This window comes from Treponema sp. OMZ 790 (assembly GCF_024181285.1).
In the GTDB taxonomy this organism is placed as follows: Bacteria; Spirochaetota; Spirochaetia; order Treponematales; family Treponemataceae; genus Treponema_B.
Genome location: NZ_CP051201.1, coordinates 2,356,940 through 2,372,906, shown reverse-complemented (window position 1 = coordinate 2,372,906; position 15,967 = coordinate 2,356,940). Strand labels below are relative to the sequence as shown.

Below are 15,967 nucleotides of genomic sequence, written 5' to 3'. Positions count from 1 at the left end.
TATTTAATTTGGTCTAAAATCATATTTTTTTATGCCGATATACTGAATATGGATATCATAACGTATTCGGATGCAGTGCATCATAAAAATAAATATAGACAAGAAAAAAGAAGAAAAATTGCTTTTTCTCATATAGAAACTGTCAGACTCTATTCCGCTATTAACCCGCAAAAAATTTTATTCGGTTCATCGGTAAAGCCGGAGACTGCGAAAAAGACCGGACTCAGCTCCAGAGAGGAGTCTTTTATTTTCTTAAGTCTTTTAACGATGCTGATTCTTGGGGTTATATTTTTTTATTTTCCAATTTTAAAGTTAAATTGGGGTTTTTCGTCAATAAAACCTATATCGTTCTGGGATGAGCCTTCTTCAATAAATGCAATGCGCCAATATGTTATGCCTTCTGCCGATATTTCGAAAGGGGAGAACTATGCCGCTCAAACGGATGCTGGAGAAAAAAATTCTTTTTCCCCTGCAGATGTTCCTGACTTTATTACTGCTGTTGATTTTGAAGAATACATGGTTTCTAAAGGTGATACAGTAAGCGGCCTTATCCAAAAATTCGGTCTTAAAAATCCGGGAACCCTGCTTTCGGTAAACGGAATAAGCAGTGTAAAAAAATTAAAGATAGGGCAAAAATTGGTTATTCCGTCCATTGACGGAATTATTTATACCGCCGTAAAGGGCGATTCTTTAAGCTCAATAGCTCAAAAATTTAATCTTTCTATTAACGCGGTATTGGATGCAAACGATCTTGAAAATCAGAGTATAAACATAGGGCAAAAACTTTTTATACCCGGAGCAACAATGAGCACTTTTGAGCTTAGAAAAGCTTTGGGTGAACTTTTTATTTACCCGATAAATGGAAGGCTGACTTCACCTTTCGGTTATAGGAGGGACCCTTTTACCGGAAGAAAGAGTTTTCACACAGGCATAGATATAGCTTCACCTACCGGAACACCGATTAAGCTCACTCTTGACGGGAAAGTATCTTATACTGGTTACTCCGCAATCTATGGGAATTACGTCATTGTTACGCATTCAGGCGGCTATCAGTCAATGTACGGACATATGCACACTATAAAAGTAAAACGAGGGCAGATCTTAAATCAGGGTGCCGTAATAGGAACAGTAGGAAATACAGGACGCTCTACGGGGCCTCATGTGCATTTTTCAATATATAAAAACGGAAAACTAATTAACCCTTTGACAGTATTAAAATGACGGTGCGGCAAAAAAAAGCAGGGCGTGTCTTCTCACGTCCTGCTAGGTGTACTTAGGCTGAGCCTAAATACAAACCGGCTTTACTACCTGATTTTGGGCAAGATGGTTGATTGAGTTATGACCATTTTGACAGATCAGCTCTTTCAATGTCGAACACAAACTCTTCGCCATCTCCAACCATCAAGCACGGAATGCCGATTTTCCCCTCCTTTTTGAGCTGATCGAATTCAGCCCGTTCATCCCGATATTTTAACAAAAACTTTAGATAACCTAAATCTTCGGTAATGTCAAAATAACGGAATTTTACTCCTTTTCTTTCTAAATATTCCTTTGCAGGCCCGCAATCGGGGCACAACTTACTACCAAATAAAAAAAGTTGTTTTTTCATATCTTAATATCCATCCGACATCTGGCGGTTTATATCTCGTTGACAAAGCTCTTGATATACCAAGGCCCTGTCTCTAAGTTTTGCCTTAATTGAATCGGCAAAGGGCATGTACCGCCAAAATACTTCCCTAACTTCTTTGTCTAATTTTTGGATGCCTTCGCTTTCTTTTATCATCCAAGTTATATAATCCTGTATAAAATATTCTTTTATATCGCCTTTTAATTTTTGATTTTGGAACCATTGATAGTAGTTTCCCGTCAAGCCTTCTTCCATCCAATAGTATGAGGCTTTTTCTTTTGCAACCTGCCAGCGTAAATCTGCTGTTGCCATCAAAAGAGACACTCTTAAGCTTTTAGGATACATTGGGATGACGATTCTTCCTCGGCTGGTTACACGGTTATATCTGTCAAAGGGTTCCCAGCAAAAACCTATATCTCCATAAGTGGGTACTAAGATAACAAATGGAGGTATGCGGTTTAATTGATTTTTATATTGACGGCAATAAGCTTGAACATCTATGTCTTCAAGCCATTTCATTTCCCGCAGGACATTTTCGCGGGTGCCCAATTCTTTTGAGGAACTTCTAAAATATTCACGGGACAGGATAGGAAAGTGATTGCCTTTTCGTCCGCATGTCATTTTGGCCATCTGTTTTACCGTATCAAATTCGCCCTCTGCCCCTGACATATTTGTTGTAATACCGCCTGAAGCATCAGCCTTTTCTCTCAAACTGCGTACATCTGCATCTGCTTCTTTATAATCGGAAATACAGCTTTGCAGTTCTTTATCGAAATTGAGGAGTTTCTTTAATCTTTCGTTTATTTGTAATATCTGCTGTTTTTGTGATTCCGTATAAGGCGATTTAACATTGGAGAAATTGGCAAGCATATCATGGGAAAACATACTGTCTATTTGCTGCTTTATCGAGTCTTCAGAGCGGCTTATTTCTTCCGATTTTGCGCGAAGCAGGTTGTCGGCTGTTTGAAGTTTTCCTTTTGCTTTTTCTAAAAGTTGATTAAATCTCGAATTATCGTCTCTTTTTGAAATTTTAACTTCGTCGGTTGCGGAAGGATTGATTTTGCCTATTCCTATTTCCCTAAACCATTCATCCAAATAGTATACGGCTTCACAATATTTGTTCTCGTCGATGATCTTTGAGAACATATCTTTTTGTGCTGTGGTCAAAAGAGTGGGGAGAACAAGACCGTATCTGACTGCATATTGCTTTTCTTTTGAAGACTTACCGGAGGCGATTTTCATAACCATGTCGGAAACAAGATTCCAATAGGATGATTCGACCTGCTGCCGGAATACGCTTCGGTCTTTGGGGTCTGTAGCCGTCAAAAATTTTGTCAGAGATGCATGGAGACGTTGGGCATTTTCGCCTTCGCCTTTTAAAACTATTTTGTAAAATTCTGCAGTATCAAATAAAGTATGGGGGGTATCGGAAAAAAACTTTTCAACATTTTCAAAATGGGTTAGTGTAAGATCGGGTTCACTCGGATCCCGTTTTGCTTCGCCTCTGGCCTCAGGAGCCATAGACAGCATAGTCTCCTTGCTTAACCCGCCGCTTTTTATGTTAGGAAAAGGAGTTGACTGGTTTACACCAAGGTCAAATCCTCCGGGGGTTGGCGGCGATTGTGCCGCATTGCCGGAAGGCATTACTACATCTTTGAGAAGCTCGTCAAGATCTATTTCAGTTGTCGAATCCACTGATTAGCCGCCTTATCAAATCAATAAGTTAGGAATGTACCAACTTTTAGCATTGGAGATAAGGGGAATTGAACCCCTGACCTCTTGCATGCCATGCAAGCGCTCTACCAATTGAGCTATATCCCCATGAATATGAGTCGATTATATCAATAAATCTAATATTATGTCAAGTGTATTTCAATGATTATCTGACTATTTATTAAAAATAATTATATCGGCCAATCTCGTCTTCAAATCTTCAAGCCCCTTCCCTGTTTTAACCGAAATTTCGACAGCTTCAGGGTATCGCTCCTTTAATCTTAAAATTTCACCTTCATCAAAGACTTCATCTATTTTGTTTATTGCAATTATGACCGGCTTTTCCTTACATGAAAGTTCATCCAAGACCTGCCTTGTAACTTCAAGGCATTCCGTCATCGCAGGATGGGAGGCATCGCAGACTATTATTAAAAAATCTGCAAGGGATGCTTCTTCCAGAGTTGAACGGAAGGCGTCAATCAGTTGATGGGGCAGATTACTTACAAAGCCTACGGTATCGGTTAATAGAACCTGAATATTTTTTTCACCTGTTTGTAAAAAAACTTTTCTGGTTTCGGCATCGAGGGTGGCAAAGAGTTTATCTTCGGTAAAAATTTCGGTTCCCGAAAGTTTTTTTAAAAGGGAGGATTTTCCGGCGTTTGTGTAGCCTACAATCGCCCCTATTTTTTTGTCTCCCTGTAAGCGGGTCTTCCTCTGTTCCTTTCTTTGAAGTCTGACCCTTTCTACCTCTTTTTTTAGCCTGGCAATTTCGGTTTTTAAGGTTCTTCTGTCAAGCTCCAGCTTTTTTTCGCCGGCACCTCTGGAAGCTCCTCTTGTTCCCTTTGCACCTCCCCGCTGCTGGGCTAAGCCGGTCCAGCGTCTGGCAAGGCGGGGCATAGAGTACTCCAAACGGGCAAGGTCTGCCTGCAAGACGGCTTCCCTTGTTTGAGCCCTGTCTGCAAATATTTGGATAATTACCTCGGAGCGGTCGATAACGCAGGTGTTGAGGGCTGCTTCAAGGTTTCGCTGAATGCGGGGGCTTATAGCACTGTTAAAGACAACAAGATCGGCACCTTCATCTTCGATAGCTTGGGCAATTTTTTCAAGCTGCCCCGAGCCTACAAGGGTAGCCGGGTTTTCTTTTGCTATCTTAAAACGGAGGGATGATAAGGGCTCCAAAAATATGGTTTTAACGAGGCTTTTTAGCTCCTTTTCTTCTATTTCTTTTAGAGCCTCAGCACTCTTTTCCTGTAAGGAGGAGCGGCTTATATAAGAGTTTGAGGCCTGTCCTGAAAATATATCGGTAAAAATAAGTAAGGCCTTTTTTATTTCGTTATCAGTTCTATACATGCGGTGAAGCTCCTTGTAAATTATCAATAATCGACTTTATCAAAATTATAATAAATTAAATTTGCCGAGTATTGTATGTTACTGCCTGTTCAACAGCCTGCTGAATAAATTGGTTTAATGATATTCCTTGCATAATAGCTTGTCTTTTAGCCTTTTTGTGGATTGCAGGAGAAATTCTTATATTAAAACTTCCTTTATATGATTTTTCAGCCGGTTTTCCTGCCTCTTTGCATAGTTCAATATAATCCTCAACTGCTTCAATAAAGGCTGTTTTTAACTCATTTACGGTATTGCCTTCAAATGATATTAAATCATCAATACATTCTATTTTTCCATAAAATATTTCATCATCAGCATTAAAATGTACCGATCCTAAATAATCTTTATATTCTAAAAAGTCTTTCATAGTATCCCCCTTAACTCTAATTCGGCAATAATCTGCTCAATTTGGTATTGTTTCAATTCATTATTTGGATGAGGCTTATGAAGGCGGATAATATGTCCGTCAGACGAATTAATAAATGCAACTCTCGAACCTGATGTTCTTCCGCTCTGTGTTTCTGCGTAGCCCAATGCCTTTAACAATTTTTTAAGCTCAGTATATGTAAAATCCTTTGGTTTGGATTTTAACCTTTTTATAAGTTTTTCATCCTTGCTCATATCTTATTATATTGTTTTTTTTATAAAAATGCAACTATCAGACAGTTGCATTTTTATAATTTTTGGATCATCACCAAGCAAGGATTCCACTCATCCCAGAGTGTGGGAAAAACTTCTAATTTTTTAAATCCTTGCTTTTTGTAAAAGGCTATTGTTTGGTCATATTCTTTATAATGACCTTCATCTACCGTTTTTACCTGTATATAATCATATTTAGTTGAAGCAAATTTTTTCAGCTCATTAAATAATAATGTGCCGATTCCCTTATTGTGATGTATTTTTTTTACTCCCATGCAATGCACATCAGCACAATCTGGGCTTGATTCGGTTAATGTTATAAACCCGATAATTTCATCATTTTCTTTTGCTGCCCATAAATACAATTCTTTTGAATCATTGATATATTCTTTTGTGCTTTCAGGCAAGCCGAACCATTCCGGTAAATCCGTCAAAACTTCTTCGACAATTTTTGCTTTTTCGTCTTTGTTTTCTATTTTTATAATGTTTATCATAAACGGCTCCTATTTCTACCGGTATATTACCTTAAAGTGCAATTCAAGTCTAGCAAAGGATGGTGAAAAAGTAACAAACTTTTAAAACATCCCCGAAGCTAAAAGATGCAGCGGCCATTCAGCGGCTGCCTTTAACCATTATAAGGTACTATTAAAATACCTAAAATAGTGTTATAATTGTTCCTATAGTTTTGGGATATGAGAACATTAGGATATATTTATGACGGAATATAAGAACAATCATAATTTCAGATATGACGGCCTATTGCCTGAGCAAAAAGCGCGTGTTTATATAGATGCATATCTTGAAGATGCCGGCTGGACGGTAGTCAACCGGGATGAGTTTGTTCCCGAAGCGATAAATGCGCAAGCCGTCCGTGAAAATATCTTAAAAGGTAATAAAGAAGCTGATTACATTCTTTATCTTGACGGAAAGGCTATAGGGGTTCTTGAAGCAAAAAGAAAAGAGAATAATTTAGGTCTTGAAGTTGCAGAACAAGCACAAAATTACGGAAATATTCTGCCCGATTGGATACGGGCATGGAAAACTCCGCTTCCGTTTATTTTTCTTTCAAACGGTGAGACTTTGCTCTTTAAGGATATGCACGACGAAAAACCGAGTTATAAAGTTCTTAAAAAAATGCTCTCCCCGAAAGATATTGTTAAATTGGCGGGCAGCGACATTGATTCGGAATATGCAAAACTTCCTTCCGTCCCGTCTGTAGGGTCAAAAGGTTTAAGAGAATGTCAATTTGAAGCAATCACGAAGCTGGAACTTTCATTTAAGCAGGGATTAAAAAAGGCTCTTATCGTTTTAGCTACGGGTGCCGGAAAAACATTTACTGCTTGTACCGCAGCATATCGTCTTTTGAATTATACATCTGCAAAGCGGGTTCTTTTCCTTGTCGACCGTAACAATCTTGGGAAGCAAGCCGAAGGCGAGTTCGGAACATATAAACTTACGGAAACCGGTAATCCTTTTTCCGATGAATACATTGTTCATCGTCTTAAAAGCGTTGAAAAAATGGGAAATGCAAGTGTCGTCATTTCAACGATTCAACGGCTTTTTGCAGTGCTCACGGGGCAAGAAATAAATGATGCCGGCGATAACGAAGAAACGGATAATGATGAAAACGCACCGGGGAAACGGATTCAGTTTACAGGAAACATACTTTTACCGCCGGATTTCTTTGACGTAATTATAATTGATGAATGTCATCGTTCGATTTACGGAGATTGGCGGCAGGTTCTTACTTATTTTAATAATGCAAAAATCATCGGACTGACGGCAACTCCGACACCGGAAGCTGAAGCGTTTTTTAATAAAAACCGAGTAGTAAATTACACTTTGGAAAAATCTATTGCCGATGGTGTTAATGTTCCTCCGCGTGTGTATAGAATTAAAACCGAAATCTCGGAAAGCGGCGGCACCATTAAAGACGGTGAAAAAATCAAAAAAGTTTCCAACTGGAGCGGTAAAAGAAAAACTCAAAAGCAGCATGAAGACCGGCAATTCACCAAAACGGATATAGATAGAAGTGTCGTGATTCCGGCACAAATCGAAACGATTGTTCAAGCATATAAAGATTCCATCTATGAGTCTCTGTATCCGGACAGAAAAAAAGATTGGACTATGATTCCCAAAACGCTTTTCTTTGCAAAAACAGAAAGCCATGCAGAAGACATATTGAAAGCAATCAAAAAGGTTTTCAAAAACGAATTTCCTAACGGAGAAATCCCCGAACATTATGCCCAGTTGATTACGTGTAAATCCGGAAATTCAAATCAACTGATCAGCGATTTTAGAAATGATAAAGATTTTCGGATTGCAATTACCGTTACGCTTGTTGCAACAGGCACCGATATCAGACCTTTGGAAATTCTTGTTTTTATGCGCGATATACATTCCGAAGTTCTCTACACTCAGATGAAAGGACGCGGATGCAGAACATTTGCCGACGATAAACTAAGAAATGTAACCTCAAATGCGACCTCAAAAGACTTTTACTATCTTGTGGATGCTGTCGGCGTAACAGAACACGAAAAATCAATGCCGACTCCGGGCGGAAACGACGATATAAAAAAAGTCTTACCGCTCAAAGACCTTCTTGAACATCTTGCACACGGAGAATTATCCGATAATAATTTGGAACTTTTAGCAGGCTATCTTTCACGCGTAAATAAAAAAGCCGAATCGGAAGATATTATCGAACTTAATGACTTACTCGGCTCTATTACCGTAAAACAATTGGCTGTAAATATTTTTGAATCAATCGCAGCCGCGTCTTGCATTTTACCCCTCTACAAAGATATTAATGAGCCGAATACGGAAAGAAAGATTTTGATTTCCCCTATCATAAACAATGTAAAAGCCCGCAAAAAACTTTTGGAAATCAATGCCGGATTTATTAAAATTGCCCTTGAAAAACAGGACTCGTTAATTTATACAGGATTTTCAAAAGAACAAGCAAAAGAATATATCGTTACATTTGAAACCTATCTTGATGACAATAAAGATGAAATTGAAGCATTAAGAATTCTTTATAATCAGGAAAAAATCGCCATCACGTATACGATGCTTAAAGATTTGGAAAAGAAACTTATTGCGTATAATAGCCAGTTCAAGCCGGAATTCTTGTGGACGTGCTATCAAACGCTGGATGGAGAAAGCGGAAAAGTAAAACCTTTAAACAGAGAAACGGAGCTGGGCGTTTTTACCAATCTTATTCAACTGGTAAGATACGGATATAAGTTGGATGATGAACTTGTGTCCCTTAAAAGACGATTCGGCAGCTATTTCAACCTTTATTGCGGACAGGCTTGGCGTAAATTTACGCCGGAACAAATTGAAATCGTGCGGCAGATTGCAGAATACATCGTACAAAACGGTTGTATCACGAACATTGAATTAAACAATGCAAAACATGATTTGTTCGTAAAAGCCATTCCAATCTTCGGAGCCGACAAACTAAACGCGGAAATGCAGACAATCTCAAAATACTTATTCTACGGAAAGGCAGCATAAAAATGGCAAAAAAAGAAGCAACACAGGCAAAACCGGAACAGGCGCTTACGAAAAAAGTTTGGAACATGGCGGATGTTCTTGCAGCAGCCGGCGTCGGATTTACGGATTATATTATTCAGCTGACATATCTCTTATTTCTAAAAATGGATTTTGAAAAAGAATCATACGGTTTAGGCAGCACACTTCCTGACGGAAGTAAGTGGAAAGATATTGTTCAACTGGACGGACCTGATCAACTTGCAAAATATGAAAAGATTCTGGAAATTTTACAGGCAACTGACGGACTTATCGGCGCAATTTTTACGGAAGCACAAAATAAGATTACAAAACCGGCTCTTCTTAAAAAACTGATCGGAATGATTGATGAAGAAAACTGGTTCAGTATGGACGGAGATCTAAAAGGTGCAATTTACGAAAGTATTCTTGAAAAAAACGGACAGGATAAAAAATCCGGAGCAGGGCAGTACTTTACTCCGCGCCCCTTGATTAATGCTATGGTTGATGTTGTTCAGCCGAAAATTACGGAAACCGTTGCCGACCCGGCGTGCGGAACCGGAGGATTCTTGCTCGCTGCCTATGACTATATGCGCAAACAAAGCGACGAACAGAGTAAAGTGGATTTCTTACAAACTAAGGCTCTTAGGGGAAATGACATTACGCCTCTTGTCGTAACGTTGGCTTCTATGAACCTTTATCTTCATGACATTGGAGCGGACACCACGCCGATTAAATGTGAAGATAGTTTGGAACACGAACCCGAACATCTTGTAGATGTAATTCTTGCAAATCCGCCTTTCGGTGCTCGGCCTGCAGGAAGCGTCGATATTTCGACCATGCGTTCCGATTTGATTGTAACGACAAGCAACAACCAGTTAAATTTTTTACAGCACATGATGGTCATGTTGAAAGACGGCGGAAGAGCCGGAATCGTTCTCCCCGATAATGTGCTTTTTGCAGACGGTGCCGGAGAAATTCTCCGCAAAAAACTTCTAAAAGATTTTAATCTTCATACGATTCTTCGTTTGCCGACCGGTATTTTCTACGCAAACGGCGTAAAAGCAAATGTACTTTTCTTTGAAAAAGGAAGCCCGACACAAGAGACATGGTATTACGATTACCGTACAGGGATTAAACACACTCTTGCAACGAAACCGCTTAAACGTTCCGATCTTGAAGACTTTGTAAACTGCTACTGCGCAGGACATTTTGAAGACCGCAAAGAAACATGGTCGCCCGAAAATCCGAACGGCAGATGGCGTAAATATCATGTCGATGAACTGCTTGCACGGGATAAAACCGGTCTGGATATTTCTTGGATAAAAGACGGTTCCGATACAGTAGATTGTTCCCTTGCCGAACTTATGCAGACAATTCAAACCAAAAGCGCAAACATTGCCGCAGCGGTTGCCGAACTTTCCAAACTGATTGAAGGAATTGAAGAATGATAAATCGGAACAAAGAACAAAACTTTAATAAACTTTCAGAAGTTATAAACGAATACAACAAGCTGCAAATTTCTCAGCAGCTTGATTATGATAAATTCTATTTATATTCGATTATCACACATTCAACAGCAATAGAAGGTTCTACCGTTACGGAAATTGAAAATCAGCTTCTCTTTGACGAAGGAATAAGTGCAAATAAACCGATTCATGAACAGCTTATGAACCTTGACTTAAAAACCGCGTATGAAAGAAGTTTTGAACTTGCAAAACAGCATACGCAGATCACACCGGAAATCCTTTGTGAACTTTCAGCTCTCGTAATGAAAAATACCGGCACTGTGTACAATACAATCGGCGGAACATTTTCTTCTGCAAAAGGAGAGCTCAGATTGGTAAATGTCAGTGCGGGGCGAGGCGGAAAAAGCTATATGGCGTGGCAGAAGCTTCCACAAAAACTGGAAGAATTTTGCAGTTGGCTCAATTCGGAAAGAAAAAGCATTGCAGAAAAAGATATAGAAGCCCAATACGCTTTTAGCTTTCGCGCTCATTATAAACTTGTTTACATTCATCCTTGGGCCGACGGGAATGGACGGATGAGCCGGCTCTTAATGAATTTTATCCAATATGAAGCGGGACTAGTTCCTGCAATAATCAAAAAAGAAAACAGAGCGGAATATATTCACAGCCTCGCTTTTTCACAAGACAAAGATGATCCTGCGGAGTTCTTACATTTTATGTTTTCGCACCATATACGGAATTTGAGAGAGCAGATAGAAGAATATAAAACCTCGCTTGAAATGAGCGGCAGCTGATAATGGCTGTTACAGGGAGATTATAACGTGAACACAAATGCATTACGTCAAAAAATATTAGACCTCGCAATTCATGGAAAGCTGGTAAAGCAAGACCCGGCCGATGAGAGCGCAGCCATACTCCTTGAAAAAATTCGTGCAGAAAAAGAGAAAAAAATCGCTTCCGGTGAACTGAAACGCGGTAAAAATGATTCGTATATTTTTTTCGGTGATGATAACAGGCACTATGAGAAGTTCTCAGACGGCAGGGTGAAGGATATTGAAGATGAAATTCCGTTTGCCGTACCGGAGGGGTGGACGTGGTGCCGATTGGGGGAGATTGGCCAAATCATAAGCGGTACTTCGTATCAGAAAAATGATATTATATCAAAAGGAACTCTACGTATATTACGCGGTGGGAATATACAAAATAATGCTCTGATTTTAAAAAATGATGATATATTTATTCAAAACAAATATATTGATATTAGAAAAAATGTTATACTTGGTGATATTATCATTGTCGCATCTACAGGAAGTACAAATAGCATAGGAAAGCCTGCATTCATCGATAAAGATTATACCTATACCCAAATAGGGGCATTTTTACGAATTATACGTATGATACTCTTACCAATAAGCAAATATATCAATCTTATTTTTCAATCAGAATATTATACTAATTATATTCAGAATAACATAAAAGGTACAAATATTAATAATATAAAAGCGGAACACCTTCAAAGAATGGTTCTTCCTCTCCCGCCCCTCTCGGAGCAGCAACGCATCGTCGCAAAAATTGAAACAATTTTCGCACATATAGACCTACTGGAACAAAATAAAGCCGACTTACAAACAGCTGTCAAACAGGCAAAGTCAAAAATCCTCGACTTAGCTATCCGCGGGAAACTTGTTCCTCAAGATCCTGCCGATGAGCCTGCATCCGTGATGTTGAAAAAACTCCGTGCTGAAAAAGAAGCTAAAATCGCTGCCGGAGAGATAAAACGCGGTAAGAATGATTCGTATATTTATAAAAATTCTACTGATAATTGTTATTATGAGAAGTTCGAGGGGGTAGAAGAACAGATCGAAATACCATTTGATTTACCGGAAGGTTGGTGCTGGCAAAAAATTCCTTCAATATGTGAAATAAATCCTAAGAATAAATTGGATAATACTTTGGAAATTTCTTTTGTGCCAATGACTTTAATTGATTCCGAGTTTAATAACAATTTTACTTATGAATTGCAAAGATGGGAAACTGTAAAATCAGGATTTAGTCATTTTGCGGATAATGATATTGGAATTGCAAAGATTACACCTTGTTTTGAAAATAGAAAATCTGTGATTTTTAAGAACTTAAAGAACAAATATGGGGCCGGAACAACAGAGTTACATATATTACGAACAAACAATGAATATATTTTCAATGAATATGTATTTTGGTTTATAAAAACAGATACTTTCATAAAGGAAGGAATCAATAATTTCACCGGTGCTGTAGGACAACAAAGGATTGGAAAAGAATTTATTGCAGAAACTCTTATTCCAATTCCACCGTTAAATGAACAGGTCAAAATATGTAGAACTATCAATAAACTAATGAAAAAATTAGATGAGATTTCTTTGAATGTCGTCTAAAGCATTAAATATTTCTTCAATTCTAGTAACAATTCTTTTTTGCTCTGAAATTGGAGGAATAGCAATAAAAGATTCTGCCATTTCTTGTAAATAAAATCCCATTTGAGCAGTACCGGTAGCATGTTCAGCTACATAATTTTGATAAAAATTACTATCAAAAAAGAATTTTACATACTTGTTGTAAACCTTGGTGTTAAGAATGGAAACACTCCGTTGAAAGCAGATATTCATTCTGCCGTCGTAAATGCAACTTCTTCCTAATGAACCTACGGATGTGAAAAGTATATCACCCGTTGTAGCATTGGTCCTCAAATTTTCTGCATCAAACATCTCTTTCGTTAAATATCTGACATTTTCTAAATCTTCTACTGTGTTATGATTAATATTTCTTGAAGAAACCATTATATATTCTGTTTTTTCTTCGATACCTTTAGGCGGATTATGATCTCCATCTACAAGCTTATCGCAAATTCGTCCTAATTTTGTCCATTGCCATTTTGCCGGCAGTTCAAAAGGAATCTCATTATCAATACAAACATCATTTTTTCCAAAGAACTTCTCATAATAACAAGAAATCACATTACAAGTATACTCTCTGGTAAGCGAGAGATCGCTAATCTTGTTTATTGGGAGGTCGTTATGGAAAACGGCACAAGTTTTGAAGAGTATTTGAAGAAAAGCAATCTTTCTCAGAATACTCTTACATCGTATTTATGGACGGTTAAATACTACACAGAACATTATGATTCTGTCAGTAAGGAAAATCTGCTTGCATACAAAGGCTATCTGATTGAGTTTTTTAAACCGAAAACGGTGAATTTAAGGATTCAGGGAATTAACAAGTATTTGCAGTTTATACATAAAGATCAGCTGCAGTTAAAATTTGTAAAAGTTCAGCAGAAGAACTTCCTTGAAAATGTTATCAGTAACGCCGACTATCAATTTTTGAAATCGAGCCTTAAAAGAGACGGAAATCGAGAATGGTATTTTGTCGTGTGGTTCCTCGCAGCTACAGGGGCGCGAGTCAGCGAGCTTATTCAGATAAAAGTTGAGCATGTTAAGTTGGGATATTTTGATCTATATTCAAAGGGCGGAAAACTCAGGCGGCTCTATATTCCAAAAATTTTGAAAGAAGAAGCCATGCAATGGTTGGAATCAATCAGGCGTGAATCCGGCTATCTGTTTCTAAATCGTTTTGAAAAGCATATCACTACCCGAGGAATTGCGCAGCAGCTAAAGAATTATGCCAAAAAATACGGAATAAATGAAAAAGTTGTCTATCCGCATTCATTCCGGCACCGCTATGCAAAGAATTTTCTTGAAAAGTTCAATGATATTTCTCTTCTTGCCGATTTGATGGGGCATGAAAGTATCGAAACAACGCGCATTTATTTACGCCGCACCGCAAGCGAACAGCGGGAACTGGTTGATAGCATTGTAACATGGTAAAAATTGAAACTGTCCAGAAATTTCAGTTTTTGGACAGTCTTCTTACTTTAAACGGCCCATCTTTTGAAAAACCATATCGGCAATTCTAAGTAATAATTCTTATAGCAAACACCTTACTGCAACTGAATTTGGCTCTGTTGTCAGCTTGAAGCGAATGTTATTCATCGCTTATCTCTTTTAGTTTTTTAATAGTATCTTGATCTTTTCGCCATACATCCATTGAACCAAAACAATATGTTACGGCCTCATCTTCATCACCAAATCCATAATAGTCCGGTAAATATTCAGGCAATTCATTTTCCTTGAGTAAATATTTCACTACATATGGATTTGCGTTTTTGGCTTTTATGTATTTTTTTAAGATTTTTGTGTCGCTTTCTTGTTTTTTTATAGAAAATAATAGGTCGCTAAACAACATGAATGCAGTCTCTTCCTGATATTGTTTTAGTAATTCCGTTCCTTTGTCCAACTGATTTTGGTCTATCAACCAGTTTATCAAAATATATCGTAATCCCTGATTATCATTCGGATTTAATTGTAATAACTCTTCATATATTTGTATCGCTTCATCCTTTTTCTCATTATTCCATAATAATTGCCCGTATCCTGCAGAAAGCCGCATAAAGGGTCTTGTTTCAAATATTTCCCAGAAATCTCCTCTATTTTCTGAAAAGAACTGCTCCCCATATTTTTTTCTGAATACTTCTATTCCTTTTTTGTAATACTCATTTTTCTTTTTATATGATGTATACTCTGCTGCCAGAATGCAGTATGCATCTGCACAGTTTGGATCAAGTTCAAGTGCTTTTTGTGCTAATCGTTTTCTTTGTGCGGATGAATTACAGTCCCATGCATCATAAACTATATCTTGAGCTTTTTCTTCATTATTCTGTTCAAATTCAAATGGAAAGTCAGGGAAATCTAAGATATCAGTCATTTGCTTGTCCTCCTATATATTCTATTCTTATGCATAAGAATAAGTCTTTATTTCTTCAAGTTGCGGTGTAAATTTCTATTTTGCATTGTCTATTATCATTATAAACAAGTTCTGTTTCTTTATCCGCAACACTCTTTATCGTATTGGTATTATAACCGTATTACGTGTATGTGTCAAAGCGCAGTTGTGATAAAATCAAGCTTAGCAAACAGTTCTTCAATTTTGGCAACGATTCGTTTTTGTTCGGCGAGTGGGGGGAGCGGAATGATTATTGATAATAAGTCACTTGCTGAAAGAGATGAAATGCCAATTCCTTTTCCGTTAAGCATATTTTGTTCTTTATAGAACATTAAGACGTATAAGAAGAATCTATTTTCTATACCGTTGGTCTTTGGACGCATCCTAGAAATATGGTTCTGATAACAAATATCTTTGTCATAACTCCAAATAGCTGCTCTACCAACATCACCACCATTGCATAATACTAAATCGCCTTTTTTTATTGTATATTTATCAAGTTCGTCATCTGTAAAATACATGGTTCTCACTTCTGAAAGATCAAAAGTATCCCAGTATAAGTTTGATGTAGTGATATATTTTTTTAGGGAACCTTTTTCATTAGATTTTTTTAATGCTTTTCCTGTAGTATGATAATAAATCTCTCCCAACCTACACCACATCCATCCTTCCGGTACGGTAAACGGAATTTCATCAGAAATATTTTCCTCGCAGCCATCGGTATATTTTTGATAATAACAATTATGTCATATTCTTTTCGGTACAGGGGTCGTCTTACAAAACCAATAATTTATCGATA

Annotated in this window: 14 protein-coding genes, 1 tRNA gene and 1 pseudogene; 6 read left to right on the top strand and 10 right to left on the bottom strand. The window is 37.8% G+C overall.

Translation table 11 applies throughout. The features are described from left to right. The first annotated feature begins 48 nt into the window (after positions 1-48). A complete protein-coding gene (locus tag E4O01_RS11235; RefSeq protein ID WP_253692276.1) occupies positions 49-1,221 on the top strand; it encodes a peptidoglycan DD-metalloendopeptidase family protein in 1,173 nt (390 codons plus the stop codon). Positions 1,222-1,336: 115 nt separating this feature from the next. Here the strand turns inward: E4O01_RS11235 and E4O01_RS11230 are convergent, their stop codons facing one another. From E4O01_RS11230 to E4O01_RS11200, 7 genes are all read right to left on the bottom strand, one after another. Then, on the bottom strand, positions 1,337-1,609 hold the full coding sequence (locus tag E4O01_RS11230) for a glutaredoxin domain-containing protein (protein WP_253692275.1): 273 nt from the start codon (positions 1,607-1,609) through the stop codon (positions 1,337-1,339). Positions 1,610-1,612: 3 nt separating this feature from the next. After that, positions 1,613-3,322, bottom strand: coding sequence for a hypothetical protein (locus E4O01_RS11225; protein ID WP_253692274.1), 1,710 nt, complete (start codon positions 3,320-3,322; stop codon positions 1,613-1,615). 53 nt (positions 3,323-3,375) lie between these two features. Continuing rightward, positions 3,376-3,448: transfer RNA gene (locus E4O01_RS11220), tRNA-Ala, on the bottom strand. A gap of 66 nt (positions 3,449-3,514) precedes the next feature. Then, complete coding sequence (gene hflX, locus E4O01_RS11215; RefSeq protein WP_253692273.1) at positions 3,515-4,690, bottom strand: GTPase HflX; 1,176 nt, start codon at positions 4,688-4,690, stop codon at positions 3,515-3,517. 55 nt (positions 4,691-4,745) lie between these two features. Further along, a complete protein-coding gene (locus E4O01_RS11210; protein WP_253692271.1) occupies positions 4,746-5,096 on the bottom strand; it encodes a type II toxin-antitoxin system HicB family antitoxin in 351 nt (116 codons plus the stop codon). Continuing rightward, positions 5,093-5,350 carry a type II toxin-antitoxin system HicA family toxin gene (locus E4O01_RS11205; RefSeq protein ID WP_253692270.1) on the bottom strand — a complete coding sequence of 86 codons (258 nt, stop codon included), beginning with the start codon at positions 5,348-5,350 and terminating at the stop codon, positions 5,093-5,095. The genes E4O01_RS11210 and E4O01_RS11205 overlap by 4 nt, the downstream gene beginning before the upstream one ends. A gap of 53 nt (positions 5,351-5,403) precedes the next feature. Beyond that, positions 5,404-5,862: a GNAT family N-acetyltransferase gene (locus E4O01_RS11200; protein ID WP_253692269.1), complete on the bottom strand. Its 459-nt coding sequence runs from the start codon at positions 5,860-5,862 to the stop codon at positions 5,404-5,406. A 220-nt stretch (positions 5,863-6,082) separates the two neighbouring features. Between E4O01_RS11200 and E4O01_RS11195 the strand changes: the two genes are divergently transcribed. From E4O01_RS11195 to E4O01_RS11180, 4 genes are read left to right on the top strand one after another with little or no spacing between them, the layout of a single operon-like run. After that, positions 6,083-8,887 carry a type I restriction endonuclease subunit R gene (locus tag E4O01_RS11195; RefSeq protein WP_253692268.1) on the top strand — a complete coding sequence of 935 codons (2,805 nt, stop codon included), beginning with the start codon at positions 6,083-6,085 and terminating at the stop codon, positions 8,885-8,887. 2 nt (positions 8,888-8,889) lie between these two features. Further along, entirely contained in the window at positions 8,890-10,332 is a 1,443-nt protein-coding gene (locus E4O01_RS11190) for a type I restriction-modification system subunit M (protein ID WP_253692267.1), read from the top strand. After that, positions 10,329-11,144: a Fic family protein gene (locus E4O01_RS11185; RefSeq protein ID WP_253692266.1), complete on the top strand. Its 816-nt coding sequence runs from the start codon at positions 10,329-10,331 to the stop codon at positions 11,142-11,144. Before E4O01_RS11190 ends, E4O01_RS11185 begins: the two co-directional genes overlap by 4 nt. A 27-nt stretch (positions 11,145-11,171) precedes the next feature. Continuing rightward, positions 11,172-12,764 carry a restriction endonuclease subunit S gene (locus E4O01_RS11180; RefSeq protein WP_253692265.1) on the top strand — a complete coding sequence of 531 codons (1,593 nt, stop codon included), beginning with the start codon at positions 11,172-11,174 and terminating at the stop codon, positions 12,762-12,764. Here E4O01_RS11180 and E4O01_RS11175 read toward each other — a convergent pair. Next, the gene (locus E4O01_RS11175; RefSeq protein WP_253692264.1) at positions 12,735-13,343 is read right to left on the bottom strand and encodes a restriction endonuclease subunit S; all 609 of its coding nucleotides are present in this window, start codon (positions 13,341-13,343) and stop codon (positions 12,735-12,737) included. The genes E4O01_RS11180 and E4O01_RS11175 overlap by 30 nt on opposite strands. A 60-nt stretch (positions 13,344-13,403) precedes the next feature. Here E4O01_RS11175 and E4O01_RS11170 point away from each other — a divergent pair, with 60 nt between their 5' ends. Further along, the gene (locus tag E4O01_RS11170) at positions 13,404-14,213 is read left to right on the top strand and encodes a tyrosine-type recombinase/integrase (protein ID WP_253692263.1); all 810 of its coding nucleotides are present in this window, start codon (positions 13,404-13,406) and stop codon (positions 14,211-14,213) included. A 157-nt stretch (positions 14,214-14,370) separates the two neighbouring features. On the opposite strand, the gene E4O01_RS11165 is transcribed toward E4O01_RS11170, so the two are convergent. Further along, on the bottom strand, positions 14,371-15,150 hold the full coding sequence (locus E4O01_RS11165) for a tetratricopeptide repeat protein (protein ID WP_253692262.1): 780 nt from the start codon (positions 15,148-15,150) through the stop codon (positions 14,371-14,373). A gap of 173 nt (positions 15,151-15,323) precedes the next feature. After that, positions 15,324-15,911, bottom strand: a pseudogene (locus tag E4O01_RS11160) (restriction endonuclease subunit S); the annotation flags it as partial. Positions 15,912-15,967: the final 56 nt, after the last annotated feature.

Coding starts and splice junctions, on each gene's coding strand:
- E4O01_RS11195 (WP_253692268.1), top strand. CDS start 6,083: ATGACGGAATATAAGAACAATCATAATTTCAGATATGACGGCCTATTG.
- E4O01_RS11205 (WP_253692270.1), bottom strand. CDS start 5,350: ATGAGCAAGGATGAAAAACTTATAAAAAGGTTAAAATCCAAACCAAAG.
- E4O01_RS11190 (WP_253692267.1), top strand. CDS start 8,890: ATGGCAAAAAAAGAAGCAACACAGGCAAAACCGGAACAGGCGCTTACG.
- E4O01_RS11210 (WP_253692271.1), bottom strand. CDS start 5,096: ATGAAAGACTTTTTAGAATATAAAGATTATTTAGGATCGGTACATTTT.
- E4O01_RS11185 (WP_253692266.1), top strand. CDS start 10,329: ATGATAAATCGGAACAAAGAACAAAACTTTAATAAACTTTCAGAAGTT.
- E4O01_RS11170 (WP_253692263.1), top strand. CDS start 13,404: ATGGAAAACGGCACAAGTTTTGAAGAGTATTTGAAGAAAAGCAATCTT.
- hflX (WP_253692273.1), bottom strand. CDS start 4,690: ATGTATAGAACTGATAACGAAATAAAAAAGGCCTTACTTATTTTTACC.
- E4O01_RS11165 (WP_253692262.1), bottom strand. CDS start 15,150: ATGACTGATATCTTAGATTTCCCTGACTTTCCATTTGAATTTGAACAG.
- E4O01_RS11200 (WP_253692269.1), bottom strand. CDS start 5,862: ATGATAAACATTATAAAAATAGAAAACAAAGACGAAAAAGCAAAAATT.
- E4O01_RS11230 (WP_253692275.1), bottom strand. CDS start 1,609: ATGAAAAAACAACTTTTTTTATTTGGTAGTAAGTTGTGCCCCGATTGC.
- E4O01_RS11235 (WP_253692276.1), top strand. CDS start 49: ATGGATATCATAACGTATTCGGATGCAGTGCATCATAAAAATAAATAT.